The organism is Roseococcus pinisoli (assembly GCF_018413645.1).
Classification (GTDB): domain Bacteria; phylum Pseudomonadota; class Alphaproteobacteria; order Acetobacterales; family Acetobacteraceae; genus Roseococcus; species Roseococcus pinisoli.
The window spans coordinates 1-18891 of the sequence record NZ_JAHCDA010000005.1 but is presented as its reverse complement, the minus strand read 5'-3'; the positions used below and the strand labels follow the sequence as shown (position 1 = coordinate 18891).

The window sequence follows — 18891 nt, the reverse complement described above, 5'->3', positions numbered from 1 at the left end:
CCCATCCCCGCAAAGACCCTACCGATGACCCCGAATATCCGCACCATGGACGATCTCGACGAGTTGGAGGCCGACAGCCTCTTCATCCTGCGCGAGGCCTATAGTCGCGTGCGGCCGCTGGCCCTGCTCTGGTCGCTCGGCAAGGACAGCAACGTGCTGATCTGGCTGGCGCGCAAGGCCTTCCTGGGCCGCGTGCCCTTCCCGGTGATGCATCTCGACACCGGGCTGGAATTCCCCGAGGCCTATGCCTTCCGCGACCGCTACGCGCAGGAATGGGGCCTCGACCTCATCGCCGATCCCTGCCCGCCGATCGAGGCCACGGACCCGACGCTGCCGCCCGCCAGCCGCATCGCCGCGCGCAAGACGGAAGGGCTGCGCGCGGCCGTGCAGCGCTACGGCCTCAGCGGCCTCATCGCCGGTATCCGCCGCGACGAGCAGGCGACCCGCGCCAAGGAGCGCGTGGTCAGCCCGCGCGCCGAGGACGGCCTCTGGGAGTTCCGCGACCAGCCGCCGGAATTCTGGGATCTCTACAACCTCGATCGGCCGCCCGGCGCGCATGTCCGCATCCATCCACTGCTGCGTTGGACCGAGCTCGACGTCTGGCGCTACATCGCGCGGGAGAACATTCCCGTCTGCGAGCTCTACTTCGCGAAGAACGGCCGGCGCTTCCGCTCGCTGGGAGAGGTCGGCATCACCCATCCGGTGGCGAGCCAGGCCGCCGACATCCCCGCGATCCTCGCCGAGTTGCGCGCCACCACCGAGCCCGAGCGCGCGGGCCGCAGCATGGACAACGAGACCGAGGACGCCTTCGAGCGCCTGCGCGTGGGGGGCTACCTGTGAGCGCGGTCGCCGAGATCGCATCTGTCGGGAATGCGCAGCGCGACGCGGCCTTCCCGGTGGTGATCGTGGGGCATGTGGATCACGGCAAGTCCACGCTCGTCGGCCGGCTGCTGCACGACACGGGCGCCATTCCCGCCGCCCGCATCGCCGCGCTGCGCGAGCAGTCCGCGCGCCGTGGGCTGGATCTCGAATTCTCCTTCCTGCTCGACAGCCTGCAGATCGAGCGCGACCAGGGCATCACGGTGGATGCCGCCCAGGTCTGGTTCCGGGGGGCGGAGCGGCGCTACGCCGTGCTCGACGCGCCGGGCCACGCCGAGTTCCTGCGCAACATGGTGACCGGCGCGGCCCAGGCCGAGGCCGCCGTGCTGGTGGTGGATGCGGAGCAGGGCGTGGGCGAGCAGACGCGCCGGCACCTCTACCTGCTCTCCATCCTCAGCGTCTCGACCATCGTGGTCGCGCTGAACAAGATGGACCGCGTCGAATGGAGCGAGGCCCGCTTCGAGGAGCTCCGTGTGGAGCTCGCGGAATATCTGGGGGCTCTGGATCTTGTCGCCCAGCACGTCGTGCCGCTCTCCGCCCGGCATGGCGACAATGTCGTGACGCGCAGCGAGGCCGCGCCCTGGTATGCGGGCCCGAGCCTGATCGGCGCGCTGGACGGGTTGCCGCCGCGACGGCAGCCCACCGAACTGGCGCTGCGCCTGCCGGTCCAGGACGTCTATCGCCTCGGCGAGCGCCGCGTGCTGGTGGGCCGGATCGAGACCGGCCGCCTCGGCCTGGGCGAGGAGATCGTGCTTGCTCCCGGCGGCCGCACGGCCAAGGTGCTGAGCCTGGAGCATTGGGGCGGGGAGGCGCGCAGCACGGCCGGCGCCGGCGAGAGCGTGGCCGTCCTGCTGGACAAGGACGTCTTCGCAGAGCGCGGCCAGGTATTGGGCCCGGCGGCCGCGCCGCCCAGCGAGGCGCATGCGCTCACCGTCCGCCTCTTCTGGCTGGATACAGAGCCGCTGCTGCAGGGCGAGCGCCTGACCCTGCGGCACGGTACGGCCGAAACCCGCGCCGCCGTCGAGGCGATCGATGCCGTGATCGATGTCGACACGCTCACCTCGATCCCCGCCGAGCGGCTGGAGCGCAACGGCGTGGCCCGGGCCCGGCTGCGCGCCCGCCGCCCTCTGGCCCTCGACACCTATGGCGCGAGCCCGCGGACGGGCAGGGGCGTGCTGGTGCGCAACCACCGCATCGTCGGCGGCTTCGTGGTCGAGGCGCTGGAGGCGGCGGGCAGCAACCTCACCGCCGTCGAAGCGCCCCTCTCCGCCGAGGAGCGCGCGCAGGTCAACGGGCACCGCGGGGGCGTGCTCTGGCTGACGGGCCTTTCGGGCTCGGGCAAGAGCACGCTCGCCGCGCGCGCGGTGCGCGAGCTCGCGGCGCGCGGCATCCAGGCCACGCTGCTGGACGGCGACAACCTTCGCCGCGGCCTGAATCGCGACCTGGGCTTCCGGCCCGAGGACCGGGCGGAGAATGTCCGCCGGACGGCCGAGGCGGCGGCGCTGGTCGCGGATGCCGGGCTGGTCGCGGTGGTCGCGCTCATCTCGCCCATGGCGGCGCACCGGGCCGATGCGCGGCGCATCGTCGGCGAGCGTTTCCGGGAGGTGTACCTCTCCACCGACCTCGCTACCTGCGAGGCACGCGACCCGAAGGGCCTTTATCGTCGCGCGCGCGAAGATCGCCTGGCCGATTTCACCGGCATCTCCGCGCCCTATGAGGCGCCGCGCGATGCGGAGCTGGTGCTCGACACCGGCGCACTGGACGAGGATGTCTGCACGCGCAGCCTCCTGGCGCTGACGCTGAAGGCCTTCCGGCTGCAACAGGCCGGCCACGGCGACTGACGAGGCGCGGGTTACAGGTTACCCGCGGCGGAGCGCGCCGCGGGTAGTAGGTCAGCCCGCGGCCCAGGCCTCCTGGCGCTGCCAGCGATGGGTGGTGCCGTCGCCGTGGAAGACGGTGCCCGAGACGGGGCGAATGCGGCAGGCATCGCCGCGCGCGAGCTCCGCATGGGAGATCCCCTCGATGATCCGGCTGCCGGTCTCGGCAAGGATGCGCGTGCCGCCCGTGCCTTCGGGCCGGATGAAGCGGACCACGGCCCGGCTGGCCTGCGCCGGCTCGATCCGCACCTCGTGCGGGCGCAGGAAGAGCACGGCCTCCCCGTCCGCGAGGTCGATCTCGATGTCGTCGAGCCCGAATTCCGAGAGGCGGGCGATCCCCCTCTCGATGTAGAGCGGCAGCCGCGTCGCCTCGCCGAGGAAGCCGGCCACGAAGGCTGTGGCCGGCGCCTCCAGCAGCGCCTGCGGCGTGTCGAGCTGGACGATGCGCCCGCGCTCCATCACGGCCACGCGGTCGGCCATTTCCATCGCCTCCTCCTGGTCATGCGTGACGAGGATGGAGGTGATGCCCAGCCGCTCGTGCAGGCCGCGCACCCAGCGGCGTACGTCCTTGCGCACCAGCGCGTCCAGCGCGCCGAAGGGCTCGTCCAGCAGCAGGAGCTGCGGCTCGATGGCCAGGGCGCGGGCCAGGGCCACGCGCTGCCGCTGGCCACCGGAGATCTGCTCGGGATAGCGCCCGGCCAGTTCCGGGATCTGCACCAGTTCGAGCAGCTCGCGCACGCGGCGCTGGATCTCGGCCTCGGGCGGGCGGTAGCGGCGCGGGCGCACCCGCAGGCCGAAGGCGACGTTCTCGGCCACGCTCATGTGCCGGAACAGCGCGTAGCTCTGGAAGACGACGCCCACGCCCCGATCGCGCGCCGGCACGCTGGCCACATCCACGCCGGCGATGCGGACGCGGCCCTGGTCGGGGAAGTCCAGACCGGCGAGAATCCGCAGCAGCGTGGTCTTGCCCGAGCCGGAGGGGCCGAGCAGCGCCGCGAACTCACCCTGCCTCAGCGAAAGGGACACGCCATCCAGCGCGGCGGCCGCGCCGAAGCGGCGGACCAGGTTCTCGACGTCGACCGTCACGCGCGTGCTCCTATCCGGCGTCCCGCCAGGACTTCCAGCAGCGCCTTGGCGAACAGGGTTACGAGGCCCAGCAGGGCCAGCAGCGAGGCGACCGCGAAGGCGCCGACGAACATATATTCATTATAAAGAATTTCGACGTGCAGCGGCATGGTGTTGGTCTGGCCGCGGATATGGCCCGAGACGACGGAGACCGCGCCGAACTCGCCCATCGCGCGCGCGTTGCAGAGCAGCACGCCGCTGAGCAGCGCCCATTTCACGTTGGGCAGCGTCACCCGGCGGAAGATGTCCCAACCGCCGGCGCCGAGGGTGGCGGCGGCCTCCTCCTCCTCGCGCCCCTGCTCCTGCATGAGCGGGATGAGCGTGCGCGCGACGAAGGGGAAGGTGACGAAGACCGTCGCGAGCACGAGGCCGGGCAGCGCGAAGATGATCTGCAGGTCGTTCGCCTGCAGCCAGGGGCCGAGATAGCCCTGCGCGCCGAAGAGCAGCACGTAGACCAGGCCCGAGATGACCGGCGAGACGGAGAAGGGAAGCTCGATCAGCGTGACCAGGAGGCGCTTGCCCCAGAAGTCGAACTTCGCCACGGCCCAGGCCGCGGCGATGCCGCCGATCGTATTGACCGGGACCGCGATGAGGGCGACCAGCAGCGTCAGGCGGACCGCGGCCTGCGCATCTTCCTCGACGATGGCCGCCAACGCGGGTTCCCAACCACGGCGCAGGGCTTCCGCGAAGACGGCCGCCAGGGGCAGCACGAAGATCGCCAACGCCAGAAGCAGGGTGGCCGTCACCGCCGCCCAGCGCAGCAGGGCGGGATCGTCGACGGCGGGGCGCGTTGCGCTCATGCCCGGCCTCGCCGCAGCCGGCGCTGCCAGAGGTTGAGCGCCAGCAGGATGACGAAGGAGAGCAGCAGCATGGCAAGGCCGATGCCGGCCGCGCCCGCATAGTCGAACTGCTCCAGCTTCACCACGATGAGCAGCGGGGCGATCTCGCTCACCATGGGCATGTTGCCGGCGATGAAGATGATGCTGCCGTACTCGCCCACCGCTCTCGCGAAGCCCAGGCCGAAGCCGGTGATCACCGCGGGCAGCAGCGCGGGCAGGACGACGCGCCGGATCGTCTGCAGGCGCGTCGCGCCGAGCGTGGCCGCGGCTTCCTCGGCATCGAGCGGGAGGTCGCGCAGCACGGGCTCCACGGTGCGCACGAGGAAGGGTAGCGCCACGAAGACCAGCGCCACCACCACGCCCGCCGGCGTGAAGGCCACGCGCCAGCCGAACCATTCGGCGAGCGGCGCGCCGAGCCAGCCATTCGGCGCGAAAAGCGCGGTGAGGGCGAGGCCCGCCACCGCCGTGGGCAGCGCGAAGGGCAGGTCCACCAGCGCGTCCAGCAGGCGGCGCCCCGGGAAGCGGTAGCGCGTCACGGTCCAGGCGATCAGGAGGCCGACGGGCACGCTGACGAGCGCGGCCAGAAGGGCCGCGCCGAAGGAAAGGCGGAAGGCCGCCAGCACGCGCGCATCCGTCAGCACGGCGAGCACGCCGCCGACGCCGATCTCCCATGGCTTGATCGCCAGCGCCGCCAGCGGCACGAGCACGATCAGCCCCAGCCAGGCGAGCGTCAGCCCGAGGGAGAGGTTGAAGCCCGGCAGCGCGTGGCGACGGCTCGAACGGGCCGTCGCCAGGAAGGGCAGGGAGGCGCTCGCGCTCATCGTGCGCTCAGCGTCCTGGCCTGTAGATGCGGTCGAAGACGCCGCCGTCGCTGAAATGGACGCGCTGGGCTTCGGTCCATCCGCCGAAGGTGTCGTCGATGGTCACGAACTCGATGGCGGGAAAGCGCGCGGCATTGGCCTGCAGGACGGCAGCGTCGCGGGGGCGGTAGAAGTTCTTTGCCGAGATGCGCTGCCCCTCCTCGCTGTAGAGGTGGTTGAGGAAGGCCTCGGCCAGCGGCCGGGTGCCGCGGCGGTCGACGTTGCGGTCCACCACCGCCACGGGCGGCTCGGCGAGGATGGAAAGCGGCGGGTAGACGATCTCCAGCCCGGCCTGGGGGAACTCCTGCAGGGCGAGATGGGCCTCGTTCTCCCAGGCCAGCAGGACGTCGCCCTGGGCGCGCTGGACGAAGGTGGTGGTGGAGCCGCGGGCGCCGGTGTCGAGCACGGGGACCTGGCGGAAGAGCTGCTGGGTGGCCTGCTCGGCGGTGGCGGCGCTGCCGCCGGGCTGGCGCTGCGCCCAGGCCCAGAAGGCCAGGTAGTTCCAGCGAGCGCCGCCGGAGGTCTTGGGGTTGGGGGTGATGACGGCGACGCCGGGCTTGAGGAGGTCGGCCCAGTCGCGCAGCCCCTTGGGATTACCGCGGCGGACGAGGAAGACGATGGTGCTGGTGTAGGGGGTGGAATTGTGGGGCAGGCGCTTCTGCCAGTCGCGGGCGAGGAAGCCGCGCTCGGCGACCTCGTCGATGTCATAGGCGAGGGCGAGGGTGACGACATCGGCCTGCAGGCCGTCGATGACGCTGCGGGCCTGTCGTCCTGAGCCGCCATGGGAGTTGTTGATGGTGGGGCGGGGATTTCCACGTCCGGCCCAGTTGGCGGCGAAGGCGGCGCTGAACTCGCGGTAGAGCTCGCGGGTGGGATCGTAGCTGACGTTGAGGAGGGTCTGGGCGGCCTGGGCCTGCGCGGCGCGCCCGGTGGCGAGGCCGGTGAGCGAGGCGGCGGCCCCGCCGGCGACCAGCGCGCGGCGGGGAAGGGTCGGAACGGTCATGCGTTGGGTCTCCTGGAGATGAGCGGGTGGGAAAGGCGAGGCGATCGCCGCGTGGGCGGCGTCATCGCTGCAGGCCCCAGCGGTCGACGGTACGGCGCTCGAGCGTGCGGAAGAGCACGCCCTCGACCACAAGGCCGATGGCGATGACGGCCAGCAGCCCGGCGAAGACCTCGTCGATCTGCAGGTTGTTGCGCCGCTCGAAGATCAGCCAGCCGAGGCCGCCCGAGCGCGAATTGGTGCCGAAGACGAGCTCCGCCGCGATCAGCGTGCGCCAGGCGAAGGCCCAGCCGATCTTGAGGCCGGCGATGACCGCGGGCAGCGCGGCCGGCGCCAGGATGCGCAGCGCCAGCTGCCAGCCGCGCAGGCCGAGATTCTCGCCCACGCGCCGCAGCGTCGGCGGAATGGCGCGCACGCCGGAATGCGCATTCAGCGCCACCGCCCAGAGCACCGAATGGGTGATCACGAAGACCAGGCTCGGCGCGCCCAACCCGAACCAGAGCAGCGCCAGGGGCAGCAGGGCGATGGCCGGCAGCGGGTTGAACATGGCGGTCAAGGTCGAGAGCAGCTCGCTGCCGAAGGTGCTCGCCACCGCGAAGAGCACCAGCACCGCCGCCAGCGCGAGGCCCGCGGCATAGCCCATCGCCAGCACCTCCAATGAGGAGGCCGCGCGCGCCGGCAGCTCGCCCGAGACGGTGAGGCGCCAGAAGGCGGCGATGGTGTCGAGGAAGGTCGGGAAGATCAGGTCGTTCGCGATCCACCGGCCGTAGAGCTCCCAGGCCAGGGCCAGCACCAGCAGCACGCCGGCGCGGCGCAGCAGCGGGCGCCAGGCCAAGGTGACGGAGGGTCCCTGGACGGCGGGGAGGGGGCGGGTGCCGTCAAACATCGGCCGTCTCCGGCAGGAGCAGGCGGTTCAGCTCGCCCTCCAGGCCGAGGCGCGCCGTCGGCGCCTCCGGCACGTCCAGCACGGCCTGGATGCGGCCGGGATGGGGCGAGAGGACGAGGATGCGGCTGCCCAGCAGCACGGCCTCCTCGATGGAATGGGTCACGAAGACCAGGGTGAAGCCGTGCTCCTGCCAGAGCCGCAGCAGCTCCTGCTGCATGCGACGGCGGGTGAGCGCATCGAGCGCGGCGAAGGGCTCGTCCATCAGCAGCAGGCGCGGCCGGGCGGCGAGGGCGCGGGCGATGGCGACGCGCATCTTCATGCCGCCCGAGAGGGTGTGCGGATAGGCCGTGGAGAAGCCGGCGAGGCCGACCTGGCGGATCAGCTCCTCCGCCCGGTCCCGGGCCTCCGCGCGCGCCACCCCGGCGAGGCGGAGCGGATAGGCGATGTTCTGCGAAACGGTCTTCCAGGGCAGGAGCTGGTCGAACTCCTGGAAGACCATCATCCGGTCGGGGCCGGGGCGGCGCACGGGCTGGCCGTCCAGCAGCACGCGGCCCGCGCTGGGCGCCAGGAAGCCGCCGATCGCCGCCAGCAGCGTGGACTTGCCGCAGCCCGAGGGGCCCACGAGCACCAGCCGCTCGCCGGAGGTGACGGTGAGGTCCACCTCCTGCAGCGCCGTGACGGCGCCGAAGCGGATCGAGACCCGCTCCAGCGCCAGGACGGGCGGCTCAGCTGCCGGGGCCATCATGCGCCTCGGGGAAGAAGATCTCCTTCCAGGATTCGATCCGGACGGGGATCTGGCCGGTGCGGTGCTGGAACTGCGCGAAGTACTCCACGCCCTGCGGTGCCGTGGTGAAGCGGTGGTCCGGATGGCGGATCAGCTCCTCCACGAAATCCACGCTCAGCGACGACCGCTCGGCGCGGACGTAGAGCTCGGCCGCCTCGCGCGGATGGGCCGCGATCCAGGCATTGGCCGTTTCCTGCGCGGCCCGGATCGCGCGCAGCGTGCGCGGGTTGGTGTCGCGCCAGCGCTGCGTCGCGTAGAGCAGGGTCACGCTGTGGGGGCTGCCCACCACGTCGTAGGAGGAGAGCACGCGGCGGATGCCCGCGTTCTGGAGCTGCTGGTTCTGGAAAGGCGGATTGCCGAAATGCGCGGTGATCTCGTTCCGCCCGCCGATGAGCGCGGCCGTCGCATCCGGATGCGGCAGGCTGACGGTGATCGGGTCGAGCCGCGCGTGCTGGCCCGGCCCGAACTCCTTCTCGGCCGCGATCTGCAGGGTGATGGCCTGGAAGGAGACGCGCACGGCCGGCAGGGCGATGCGGTCCTGCGGCGTGAAGTCGCGCAGCGTCTGCACGGCCGGGTTGCGCGTGTTCAGCCAGAGCGGTGCCGCCACCAGCGAGGAGATGGCGTGCACTTTGAGGTTGTTCCGGCTGCGCGCCCAGAGCAGCCCCACGGGCGGGATGCCGGCCGAGGCGATGTCGAGGTTGCCCGACAGCAGCGCGTCGTTCATGGCAGCGCCGCCGCTGACCTGGATCCAGCTGACATTCGGCTCGGGCAGGCCGAGCGACTGGGCCTGCTGCTCGATGAGCCGCTGCTCGCGGATCACGGTAAGCGGCAGGTAGGTGATGCCGAACTGCACGGCGATGCGCAGTTCGCGGCTCTCCTGCGCCATCGCGGAGCTGTAGAAGGAGGCGGCGGCTGCCGCGCCGCCGAGAAGGCCACGTCGGGTCGCGCTCATGCCGCGAGCGCTCCGCCCTTGACGGTGACGCGTGAGCCGGTTCGCACATGGGGGAAGTAGTCCCAGATGGCGAGGTGCTGGACGGCGCGGTTGTCCCAGAAGGCGACGGAATGCGGTTGCCATTGGAAGCGGATCTGGAAGTCCGGCTTCTCGGCATGCTGGAGGAGATGGTTGAGGATGGCTTCGCTCTCCTCCTCGCTCACCTCGTTGATGCGGTAGGTGAAGAGGCGGTTCACGTAGAGGCCCTTCCGGCCCGAGATCGGGTGGCGGATGACCACCGGATGCACGGCGCTGGGGAAGACGCGGCCGCGGTCGTCGATGCCGTGCAGGGCGTTGCGGCGTCGGTAGTTGCGCTCGCCCGAATGGAAGGCGGTGAGCCCTTCCAGATAGGTCTTCAGCCGGGGCGAGAGGGCCTCATAAGCCGCAGCCAGGCTGGCGAAGAGCGTGTCGCCGCCGGCGGGCGGGGTGGTGTGGATATGGAGGATCGAGCCGAGCGGCGGCTCCTGGAAGCAGGAGACGTCGCTGTGCCATTTCTCGCCGGCGATGACCTTGGAATTGGCATCGGCGTGGATGGGCAGGATCTCGGGATGGCCTTCTGGGCCTGGCGTGTTCGGATGGATGTCGAGCTCGCCGAAATAGCGGCCGAAGCGCTTCTGGCTGTCGTGGTCGAAGCGCTGCTCCCGGAAGAACAGCACGCCGAACTCGCCGAGGGCGCGGTGCAGCTCCTCGACCTGCCGGTTGGTGAGGGGGCGTGTGATGTCGATGTCCTGCACCTCGGCGCCGACATGGGGCGAGATGCGGTGCAGCTTCAGTGTTTCGTAGCTCATGGAATCTCCCTGCGAAATGACATGGCGCTCGCGCCGTATCGGGGATCAGGCGCGGCTGGGCTCCGTGGCCGGATGACGACATCGGAGCCCGAGCGGCGACAGATCGTCGGCGCGATGCTGCGGAAGGCGGCGAGGCCGGTCGGCGGGCCTGCTCGTCGCGGCCGCATGGAATTCGCCCAGGATCATGTCCCGCGGCTCCTTCCCGCTCTGCGCCCAAACCGGCGTTGCTCCAACCATATTCACCGCGGTTTTTCGCCTATTTCATATAATCCACACAATTATGGTGAATTCATTATCGAGGCTTGTCGAGTCTTCTGTTGAATATCCGTCGTTGCCCGCGATCCGAGCCTGAAGGAAGCGGAACTGGCTGGTCCGAAGCGGATGCGCGGGCCTGCTCTTGGCGGCCCCCAGCGCCGATCGGAGACGCCGCCGCCTCCCGCCTACGAAAAAGGCCGGCAACGCCATCGCGCTGCCGGCCCAGAGGTCCGAAGTGATTTGAAGGCGCCTCAGGGCGTGATCGCGACCTTCAGCACGCCGTCACGCTGATGGGCGAAGAGATCATAGGCTTCCTCGATACGCTCGAGCGGGAAGCGGTGCGTCACCATCGGCCGCAGATCGATGCGCTCCGCCGCGATCACCTCCATGAGGCGCCGCATGCGGTCCTTGCCGCCCGGGCACAGCGTCGTGACGATCTTGTGATCGCCGAGGCCGGCGGCGAAGGCGCCGAGCGGGATGACGAGGTCGCTCGAATAGACGCCGAGGCTCGACAGCGCGCCGCCGGGGCGCAGGACCCTCAGCGCGGCTTCGAAGGTGCCCTGCGTGCCGAGCGCCTCGATCGCGACGTCGACACCGCGCCCATCGGTCAGGTTCATGATCTTCTCGACCGGATCGCCCGCCTTGAAGTCGACGACATGGCTGGCGCCCAGCGACTTCGCGATGGCCAGGCGCTCGGGAACGGTATCGACGCCGATGATCGTCGTCGCGCCCATCAGCTTGGCGCCGGCCACCGCGCATAGCCCGATCGGGCCGAGCGCGAAGACGGCAACCGTATCGCCGATGCGGACGCGGCCGCTTTCCGCCCCAGAGAAGCCCGTCGACATGATGTCGGGGCACATCAGCACCTGCTCGTCGGTGAGCGCCTCGGGGACCGGGCTGAGATTGACCATGGCATCCGGCACGCGGAGATATTCGGCCTGCGAGCCGTCGATCGTATTGCCGAAGCGCCAGCCGCCCGTGGCCTTGAAGCCGTGCCGCGTGCCCGCGCCGTCCTGCGAAGCGCAACCGCAGAGGCAGGCATAGCTATGGCCGCTGGGCGTGATCGCGCCGGCGATGACGCGCTGGCCTTCCTTGTAGCCCTCGACCGCCGAGCCTAGCTTTTCGATGATGCCGACGGGTTCGTGGCCGATCGTCAGCCCGCGGGCCACGGGATATTCACCCTTCAGGATATGCACGTCGGTGCCGCAGATCGTCGTCGTCGTGATGCGCAGGAGGGCGTCGAGCGGCCCGATATCGGGAATGGGCTTCTCATCGAGCACGATGCGGCCCGGCTCGACGAAAATTGCAGCTTTCATCATCTGTGCCATGGGATGCCTTTTCCTCTCGGTTCTTGCGGGACGTGGAGAGATGCGAAACAGGCTCGCCCGATTTGCGTCCCACGCCTCTCGCGGTTCTATCCCTGCGGGCGCCCGTGGGCGTTGATGCGCATCAACCCGTCCTTTCTTCTTTCAGGTTAGTTTTCCACGCCCGCACGCTCTTCTGCGGAGCCTTCGGAACGAAGCCGGAAGAATGGCTTGCCTGCTTCAAGCTGGTTCGAAGACGCATCTCGTGGAATTTTGCAGCATGGCGAACAGGGGCAGGGCGACGCAGACCAGGGGTGACCGGTGTTCCTGTGAAAACCACACAGCGGATGGACCGTTGGAGTTGTGCGAGGTGGGAGCCGTGCTTCCCCGATTTCCTGTAGTCTGAGAACCAACATTCCTGGAGGATTTCTTGAAGCGGATCGTTACGCTCACCGTCAATCCAACCATCGACATCGCGGCCAATGCGGAGGAGATCCGACCGATCCGCAAGACGCGCACCCATGGCGAGCGGCTCCATCCGGGCGGTGGCGGCATCAACGTCGCCCGCGTGGTGCAGGAACTGGGCGGCGACGCCATGGCCTTCTATCTCTCCGGCGGCGCGATCGGGCCGGTGCTCGAGAGCCTCGTCGAGGCCAAGGGCATTCAGCATCGCCGCCTGCCGATCAGCGGGGAGACGCGCATCAGCTTCACGGTCCATGAGGAGATCAGCGGCCGCGAATATCGCTTCGTGCCCGAAGGTCCGGAGGTCACGGAAGCCGAATGGCGCGCGGCGATCGCCGCGATCGAGGCCTGCGATGCTGATTACGTCGTCGCCAGCGGCAGCCTCGCCCGCACCATGCCCGTGGATTTCTACGCGCAGGTCGGCGCCGCCGCGCAGCGCAAGGGCGCGCGCTTCGTGCTCGACACTTCCGGCCCCGCGCTCGAAGCGGCGATCCGCGCCGGCGGGGTCTTTCTCGCCAAGCCGAGCCTGGGCGAGTTCGAGGCGCTGACGCGCCGCCGGCTCGGCAATCCGGAGGATCTCGCCGAGGCGGCGGCCGAGTTCGTGAAGAGCGGCCGTGTCGAGCATCTGGCCGTGACCCTGGGGCGTGACGGCGCGCTGCTGGCGAGCGACGGCGAGGTTCTCCGCCACGCGGCGCTGCCCGTCACCGCCGTCAGCGCGGTGGGGGCGGGCGACAGCTTCATCGCCGCGATGACATGGGCCTTCAGTGAGGGGGAGAGCGCGCGGGACGCCTTCGTCTGGGGCATGGCCGCGGGCGCGGCCGCGGTCCTGACGCTGGGGACGGAGCTCAGCCGTCGCGCCGATGTCGAGCGGCTTCGGTCGGAGATGCTGGCCGAGCAGAGCTGAGCGCAGGCCCGCGGCGGACCGGCTTCAACGCCGGTCCACCGCGGGCGCCGCCTCGCTTCCTCGCCTCAGTCCCGCACGAAGGTGACGGGATCACTGTATTCGTAGGGCTTGAGCCGTCCGATCAACTGCCGCGGCCCGGCGAGCGTGTCCTTGACCGTGCGCCAGTCGCCACCGAGCAGCGCCGTGACGCGATCGGCCTCCGTATAGGGCTGCCAGTCGCCGACCGCCTGGCTGGCGGGACGGCCGGATCGGGCGAAGCTGCCCCAGATCTCGCCCAGGCGATCACGGACCTGCGGCGCTGCAGGATCGCCCGCCACCAGTGCGGCCGCCGCGTCGAGCGTCCCGAAGATGAACGGCATTTCGGAAGTGTGCGGGGACGCCAGCGCCCTTTGCCGGGCGGGGGACACCCAGTTGAACTCGTAAGCGTAGACCGGGGCGTTGCTCGCCGCCGCCTGGCGACCCGCGATCAGCGAAGTGGGCAGGCGATAGAAGTGGTCGCTCGTGACCTGGATCAGGAGCTCGCTCGGCGTGGCATCCGGGTGGAGCTGCCGGTAGCCCTCGATCACGCGGCTCGTCTCCGCGTCGTCGAGACGCAGGAAGCGCTGGATGCGGGCCCGCGCGCGGGCGGCGTCCAGGTTGAAATTGCCGGGATCGCCGGCGAGGAAGAAGGTCGCCTCCGTGGCGGTCCAGCCGATCAGCAGCGGGATGCCGCGCGCGCTGGCCGCGGCCACCGGATCGTAGGGATGATGCGGGAAGACCTGGCCGTCGAGCACGGGCCGGAACTCCGCGGCGCCGACCTTGGCCAGGGCGGCAAGGAGGCGATCGACCGGTGCCTCGCGCAGCCGGCCAGCCTCGCGCGCCGTCAGGCCGAATTCACGCAACACAGCATGGGCGGAGCGCGCCGCGACCTCGGGCGGAGCAAGGCGCCAGGCGCCGGAAGCGCTCTGGATCACCGCGCGGTGGATCAGCCCGGAAGCGGCCGGAGCCGCGAGCAGCGCCGCCACCTTCGCCGCGCCGCCGGATTGGCCGAAGATCGTGACATTGTTCGGGTCGCCGCCGAAGGCCGCGATGTTGTCGCGCACCCAGCGCAGCGCCGCGATCTGATCCAGCACCTGCAGGTTGCCGGATTCCGGCGACAGCTGGTCCTGATGCTCGCCCGTGAAGAAGGAGCCGAACAAGTTCAGCCGGTTGTTGATCGACACGACCACGACGTCCTGCGTCCGGGCGAGATGGGAGCCGTCGAAGCCCGGGGATGAGCCGGTTCCGATGGAGAAGCCGCCGCCATGCAGCCAGAGCAGCACCGGCCGGCGGCCCTGGTCCGTGCCGGGCGTGTAGAGCGAGAGCGTCAGGGTATCCTCGCTCTGCGGCAGATTGGCCCAGTACCAGGCGAACTCAGTGGGGCCCTCGGCCCAGATCTGCGGGGCATTGGGACCGAAGGCCGTCGCCTCCCGGACGCCGGCCCAGCGCGGCGCAGGTTGGGGTGGACGAAAGCGGTTGGCGCCTGCGGTGGTGTCCCCATAGGGGACGCCCTTGAAGCTGGACACGCCGCCCACAGCCACGCCCCGCAGGCGGCCCGAGGTGGTTTCCACGACGGGGCTGGGGCCGGGCTGCGTCTGAGCGGACGCGCCAAGGGCAAGCCAGGGCATCGCCAGGCTGCCGCCGAGCAGGGGACGCCGGCCCAATGCGGACAGGACGGAAGATTTGGATCGAGGCATGGTCGGTCTTTCAGCTGACGCGTTCGGGTTTTGCGGTGAGCTCAGAAGGCGGGGAAAGACGGCCGCGGCGTCGCGGCATCGGGGATGGTCCTGCGCTGCCTGCCGGAAAGGTCGCGGGGAACGGCAAGACCCGTCGCCGGTCACGGAAGGAGGCTGGCGAAACCCGCCTGGGACGGACAACAGCGACCCGGCACCGCGAAGTACGCCGCTGATCGGTGGTGGGGAGGATGTGGGACAGGGTTCACTATCAACAACAATAAACAGTGTTTTTCAAATTTAACATCGAAATTTGATAATAATGTTCCGGCGCGGGATGGCCCTTCAAATCGGGGGATAAGCGAGGCGGCCTGCGCGCCGTTGCTGCGATGGTGGTGCCTAGGGCAGGGGCTGTTGCCCTTTGCGGCGGGTGCTGCCGCTCCCGACGCCTCCCAAGGTTCGTTCGCCGGCTTTTCCGCCATCATCACCATCGCTGCGATGGTCGGGTGAATCAGGTAAATATCCCTGGAGCCGAAGCGCATCGGCGCCGGCATCGGCCTGCGGCTGACAGCAGTGGGGGCGGACGTGTGATGGAGATCGTCTACGGCTTCGGCTTTCTCATCCTGTTCTGCATGAGCGCGCTTTGCGGCGTCGTGCTGCGCATTCGCCTGCCGCGAGAGCATATCTCCCAGGAGAACATGGATGCGGTGCGGCTCGTGACCGGACTTCTCGTGACATTCGCGGCCCTGGTTCTCAGCCTCCAACTGTCCACGACACGGTCGGCCTTCGATTCAGCCAACCGAAACCGCTCGCTCTATGCCGCGCAACTCGCGCGCCTGGACCAATGCGTGCGGAATCTGGGGCCCTCGTTCGATGAGACGCGGCTCAAGCTGCGCCAGTACACGGCAGCCGTGATCGGCAGCACCTGGCCCTCCGAACCGGCGCCGGTCTTCAGCGGAATGCCGGATGTCCGCCACATGGCCATTCGCGGAGAGGACCCCACCCTGTCCGGCCTGCTCAATGAGATCGGCCTGGCCCTCAACGCCGCCGACCCCTCCGGCGCCGCGCTGGCCAATACGGCCCATCGCTGCCGGGAGGACTATGGCAAGATGCTGGAAAACCGCTGGGCGGTGATCGAAGACGCGCAAGCGCCGTCAGGGGGACTATTCGTCGGCATCATCAGCTTTTGGCTGGTGCTGGTCTTCCTCAGCTTCGGTTTGCAGATTCCACAGCGACGGCTCAGTGCAATCGTTCTGGCCATCGGCGTGGTCTCGATCGCGAGCGTCATGTTCGTGATCGTCGATCTCAACATGCCCTATGGCGGGATATTCGGTATCCGCAGTGCGGCGATGCGGGCGGCCTTGGCCGATATGAGCCGCTAACTGACCGTCGAAGCTATGGCCTGGGTGCTGGGGGCGCGGTTGCCTGCGTGTATTTGACCCGCCTCACCCGGAGAGGGCCGATTTGTTCAAAGACCCGTTGCAGCGGCAGAAGCAGCCAAGCTGCGGAGCGTGGAGGAGAAGCCGGGCGTGTCGGAAACCGATTGACGCGACGCCGCCGGCCTCACGTAGCCACGGTTCTCGGTGTCCGTTGTAGCTTCCGGGCGGTCCATGTCCTTTTCGTCCTCCATGGATGTTCAAAGCCAAGCTTTGCTGATCGGCCGGCAGCCCGGATAGGGCAAAAACATGCCTGGACGTTACGAAGTCGGAATGCGATGTTCGACATGGAGATTACACGGAAATCCGGCGCGGCGTAGAGATCGGCGACAATTGGGCGATGTGACCGCGCTTCGTGCGAGCTGAAGAATGCTCTGCCAGACGTGAGGAAATCCCCATGAATCCGATTGATCCCGAAATCGCGCGGCGCCTTGCATCGATCTTTCTGGATGTCCTGATCCGCGCGGCCCTGGTCCTGGCCATGGTGATGCTTTGCTATCGGATATTTGCGCCATTCCTGACCATGATGGCCTGGGCCCTGATCCTGGCAGTGACGCTGTTCCCACTGCATCAATCCATCGCCTCGAGGCTGGGCGGAAGACAAGGGCTGGCCGCGATTCTGCTGGTCCTCCTCGTTATCGCCCTGATCGCGGCCCCGACGGCCATCCTGGTGATGTCCATCGGCGACTCCGTGCACAGCTTTATCACTGGCCTGCAGACCAACACCATCGTGATCCCGCCTCCCCGTGAAGCCGTGAGGAACTGGCCGCTGATCGGCACCCAGGCCTACGCGTTCTGGTCGCAGGCCCATTCGGACCTCCCGGCGTTGGTGCACAATATGCAACCCAAGATCGGCGAACTCGCGAGAGGCGCGCTCGGCGTTGTCGCGGGCCTGGGCGGCGAGATGTTGAAGTTCCCGATCTCATTCATCATCGCCGGCATCATCATGGCCTTTGGCCATGCCGGCAGCCGCAGCATCAACGCGATCTTCAGGCGGATTGCTGGCGACGCCCGCGGCTCGGCCCTGACCAAGCTTTCGACCGCGACCGTCCGGGCGGTCGCCCTGGGCGTCGTCGGCGTGGCTTTCATCCAGGCCTTGCTGATCGGCCTTTGCCTGATCGTGGCCGGGGTGCCACTCCCTGGCGTGCTGGCGTTGATTGTGCTGATCCTCGGTATCGCCCAGGTTCCCGCACTGGTCGTTTCGTTGCCAGCAATCGCCTGGATCTGGTCGAGAGGCGAGTACAGCAGCACGCTGGCGATTGCCTATACAGTGCTGCTTCTGGTCGCGGGAATGGCGGACAACGTCCTCAAGCCCATGCTCCTTGGCCGTGGCGTGGACGCGCCGATGCCGATCATCCTGCTGGGCGCGCTCGGCGGAATGGCGAGCGGGGGAATCCTTGGGATGTTCGTCGGTGCCACGCTGTTCGCGCTCGGCTATCAGATCTTTATGCTTTGGGTTTCGGAAGCGGATCCGAACATGCCCTTACGGGAAGGCATTCCTCCCGCGCCACCTTGAGCCGCGCTGCAAACACGCACTCAGATACCCGATGCAATTTCTCCAGACCGTCGCCCCAGGCTGCGGCGCTAGTTGACTGTTTGAGGATTCAGGGAGGGACGATCCTTCGTAGGAGAAGGGCGCCCGTCGCGAGATGGATCAAGGCCTCGGCGGCGTCGAGGCGTTGCTCGTAGTCTCGAACCAGGCTGTACCAGCGGATCATCCAGCCGAAAACCCGCTCCACCACCCAGCGCCACGTCATGGATGGTGCGGAACAGCAGGCGCCGCACGAAGCAGAACCACGACTGGGCACGCCAGGTAGCGGACCGCCTTCAGCATCTCGCGCTGGTCTACCGATGGTTTCCTGCGCCGTCTGGTCGGCTCGGGCATCAGCGGCGCGACCTGCGCCCACTCCTCCGTCAGGTCAGACGGGTCGCGCTTTATCTTGCGGGCAATCTCGGCCATTTGGCGGCGCGGCTCTCGGGTCACATCCCGAGCTTGAATCATCACAATCGAGCCGCGCCAACCCATTCTCAAACGGTCAAGTGCGACATCATCGATGCGCGAACTCAATACCTACCCGGCTAGTGCAGGGTCGGGCGCGGTCAGCATCGCACGCTGGCTGCCATTCTACCGGCCTGGGACAGACGGGTCGTGCCTCAGCGCGCGGGCTCAATCGAGATTGCCAGGGCTTCCTCGTAGACCATATCCACCTCTTCGCCTTCGCGCAGCGACCGGACGAACTCCAGGACTTCCGGGTTCCGCGGGGTGACCGTGCGGGTGAGATTGCCCGGCCCGGTGAAGGTGACCGCGTTTGTCTCGCGATTGATTGCCCTGATGGTGACGCGGGCGGCGTGCACGCGGGTGACCTCGCCCCCGGGACGATTTGCCTCACGTGCGATGTTCATTCCCGCGAAGGGCGGTTCGGCTGATCCGTCGCGTCGGCGAACTACCTGGGCAGCCAGCGCCTGATAGTAGCGCACCGTCACGCGGTCGCCGGGGCGGAGCTGGTCGAGGCGCTGCACGGCGTGTCCGGCGACCACGGTCACCAACACGCCGGACTGGGCGCCGGACTGGCCGCGTATCAGCACCTCCCGCGTATTGGGATCCACTGTCTCGATCACGCCGTTGAGCGTGATGACCTCGTCGGTATTTATGTTTTGCCCCCTTGCGATCGCGGGGAGGGCGAGTGTTAGTGGCAGCGTTAGGAAGAGGCGGCGGTTCATCGAGATCCTCCCGATCTGGTGTTTCGCAGGCGTGATCGCCCTTGAAAACCTAGAGCCGGCTTGCGGTCGCCCGGCAGGGAGTTGACGTT

At 68.8% G+C, this 18891-nt stretch carries 17 protein-coding genes and 1 pseudogene; 5 read left to right on the top strand and 13 right to left on the bottom strand.

Annotated elements, in window-relative coordinates; all coding sequences use genetic code 11:
• The first annotated feature begins 45 nt into the window (after positions 1-45).
• Positions 46-840, top strand: a complete 795-nt coding sequence (cysD, locus tag KHU32_RS20870) for a sulfate adenylyltransferase subunit CysD (RefSeq protein WP_213672344.1) — start codon at positions 46-48, stop codon at positions 838-840.
• A complete protein-coding gene (gene cysC / locus KHU32_RS23495) occupies positions 837-2720 on the top strand; it encodes an adenylyl-sulfate kinase (protein ID WP_213672113.1) in 1884 nt (627 codons plus the stop codon). Before cysD ends, cysC begins: the two co-directional genes overlap by 4 nt.
• A 51-nt stretch (positions 2721-2771) precedes the next feature.
• Here the strand turns inward: cysC and KHU32_RS20860 are convergent, their stop codons facing one another.
• The 9 genes from KHU32_RS20860 to KHU32_RS20820 all read right to left on the bottom strand — a co-directional run bounded on the left by KHU32_RS20860 (position 2772) and on the right by KHU32_RS20820 (position 11612).
• A complete protein-coding gene (locus KHU32_RS20860; RefSeq protein ID WP_213672112.1) occupies positions 2772-3842 on the bottom strand; it encodes a sulfate/molybdate ABC transporter ATP-binding protein in 1071 nt (356 codons plus the stop codon).
• Positions 3839-4681 (bottom strand): sulfate ABC transporter permease subunit CysW, encoded by an 843-nt coding sequence (cysW, locus tag KHU32_RS20855; protein ID WP_213672111.1) that lies wholly within the window; start codon positions 4679-4681, stop codon positions 3839-3841. Before cysW ends, KHU32_RS20860 begins: the two co-directional genes overlap by 4 nt.
• Entirely contained in the window at positions 4678-5541 is an 864-nt protein-coding gene (gene cysT, locus KHU32_RS20850; protein WP_213672110.1) for a sulfate ABC transporter permease subunit CysT, read from the bottom strand. The genes cysW and cysT overlap by 4 nt, the downstream gene beginning before the upstream one ends.
• 7 nt (positions 5542-5548) lie before the next feature.
• Entirely contained in the window at positions 5549-6583 is a 1035-nt protein-coding gene (locus KHU32_RS20845; protein ID WP_213672109.1) for a sulfate ABC transporter substrate-binding protein, read from the bottom strand.
• A 61-nt stretch (positions 6584-6644) separates the two neighbouring features.
• Positions 6645-7466, bottom strand: a complete 822-nt coding sequence (locus tag KHU32_RS20840; RefSeq protein WP_213672108.1) for an ABC transporter permease — start codon at positions 7464-7466, stop codon at positions 6645-6647.
• Entirely contained in the window at positions 7459-8208 is a 750-nt protein-coding gene (locus KHU32_RS20835) for an ABC transporter ATP-binding protein (protein WP_249681487.1), read from the bottom strand. The genes KHU32_RS20840 and KHU32_RS20835 overlap by 8 nt, the downstream gene beginning before the upstream one ends.
• Positions 8192-9202 (bottom strand): ABC transporter substrate-binding protein, encoded by a 1011-nt coding sequence (locus KHU32_RS20830; RefSeq protein WP_213672106.1) that lies wholly within the window; start codon positions 9200-9202, stop codon positions 8192-8194. Before KHU32_RS20830 ends, KHU32_RS20835 begins: the two co-directional genes overlap by 17 nt.
• The gene (locus tag KHU32_RS20825) at positions 9199-10029 is read right to left on the bottom strand and encodes a TauD/TfdA dioxygenase family protein (RefSeq protein ID WP_213672105.1); all 831 of its coding nucleotides are present in this window, start codon (positions 10027-10029) and stop codon (positions 9199-9201) included. The genes KHU32_RS20830 and KHU32_RS20825 overlap by 4 nt, the downstream gene beginning before the upstream one ends.
• A gap of 506 nt (positions 10030-10535) precedes the next feature.
• Positions 10536-11612 (bottom strand): NAD(P)-dependent alcohol dehydrogenase, encoded by a 1077-nt coding sequence (locus tag KHU32_RS20820; RefSeq protein ID WP_249681486.1) that lies wholly within the window; start codon positions 11610-11612, stop codon positions 10536-10538.
• A 406-nt stretch (positions 11613-12018) separates the two neighbouring features.
• Between KHU32_RS20820 and KHU32_RS20815 the strand changes: the two genes are divergently transcribed.
• A complete protein-coding gene (locus KHU32_RS20815; RefSeq protein ID WP_213672104.1) occupies positions 12019-12954 on the top strand; it encodes a 1-phosphofructokinase family hexose kinase in 936 nt (311 codons plus the stop codon).
• Between the two features lie 65 nt (positions 12955-13019).
• Here KHU32_RS20815 and KHU32_RS20810 read toward each other — a convergent pair whose 3' ends face one another.
• Entirely contained in the window at positions 13020-14669 is a 1650-nt protein-coding gene (locus KHU32_RS20810) for a carboxylesterase/lipase family protein (protein ID WP_213672103.1), read from the bottom strand.
• Positions 14670-15235: 566 nt separating this feature from the next.
• Here KHU32_RS20810 and KHU32_RS20805 point away from each other — a divergent pair.
• Both KHU32_RS20805 and KHU32_RS20800 read left to right on the top strand, forming a co-directional pair.
• Positions 15236-16027 (top strand): bestrophin-like domain, encoded by a 792-nt coding sequence (locus tag KHU32_RS20805; RefSeq protein WP_213672102.1) that lies wholly within the window; start codon positions 15236-15238, stop codon positions 16025-16027.
• A 451-nt stretch (positions 16028-16478) separates the two neighbouring features.
• Positions 16479-17597 carry an AI-2E family transporter gene (locus KHU32_RS20800; protein WP_213672101.1) on the top strand — a complete coding sequence of 373 codons (1119 nt, stop codon included), beginning with the start codon at positions 16479-16481 and terminating at the stop codon, positions 17595-17597.
• A gap of 88 nt (positions 17598-17685) precedes the next feature.
• Here KHU32_RS20800 and KHU32_RS23575 read toward each other — a convergent pair.
• The 3 genes and pseudogenes from KHU32_RS23575 to KHU32_RS20790 all read right to left on the bottom strand — a co-directional run.
• Positions 17686-17829 (bottom strand): annotated as a pseudogene (locus KHU32_RS23575) (transposase); the annotation flags it as partial.
• Between the two features lie 5 nt (positions 17830-17834).
• Positions 17835-18149: a transposase gene (locus tag KHU32_RS23570; RefSeq protein WP_408887864.1), complete on the bottom strand. Its 315-nt coding sequence runs from the start codon at positions 18147-18149 to the stop codon at positions 17835-17837.
• A gap of 86 nt (positions 18150-18235) precedes the next feature.
• A complete protein-coding gene (locus tag KHU32_RS20790) occupies positions 18236-18802 on the bottom strand; it encodes a hypothetical protein (RefSeq protein WP_213672100.1) in 567 nt (188 codons plus the stop codon).
• Positions 18803-18891 lie beyond the last annotated feature (89 nt).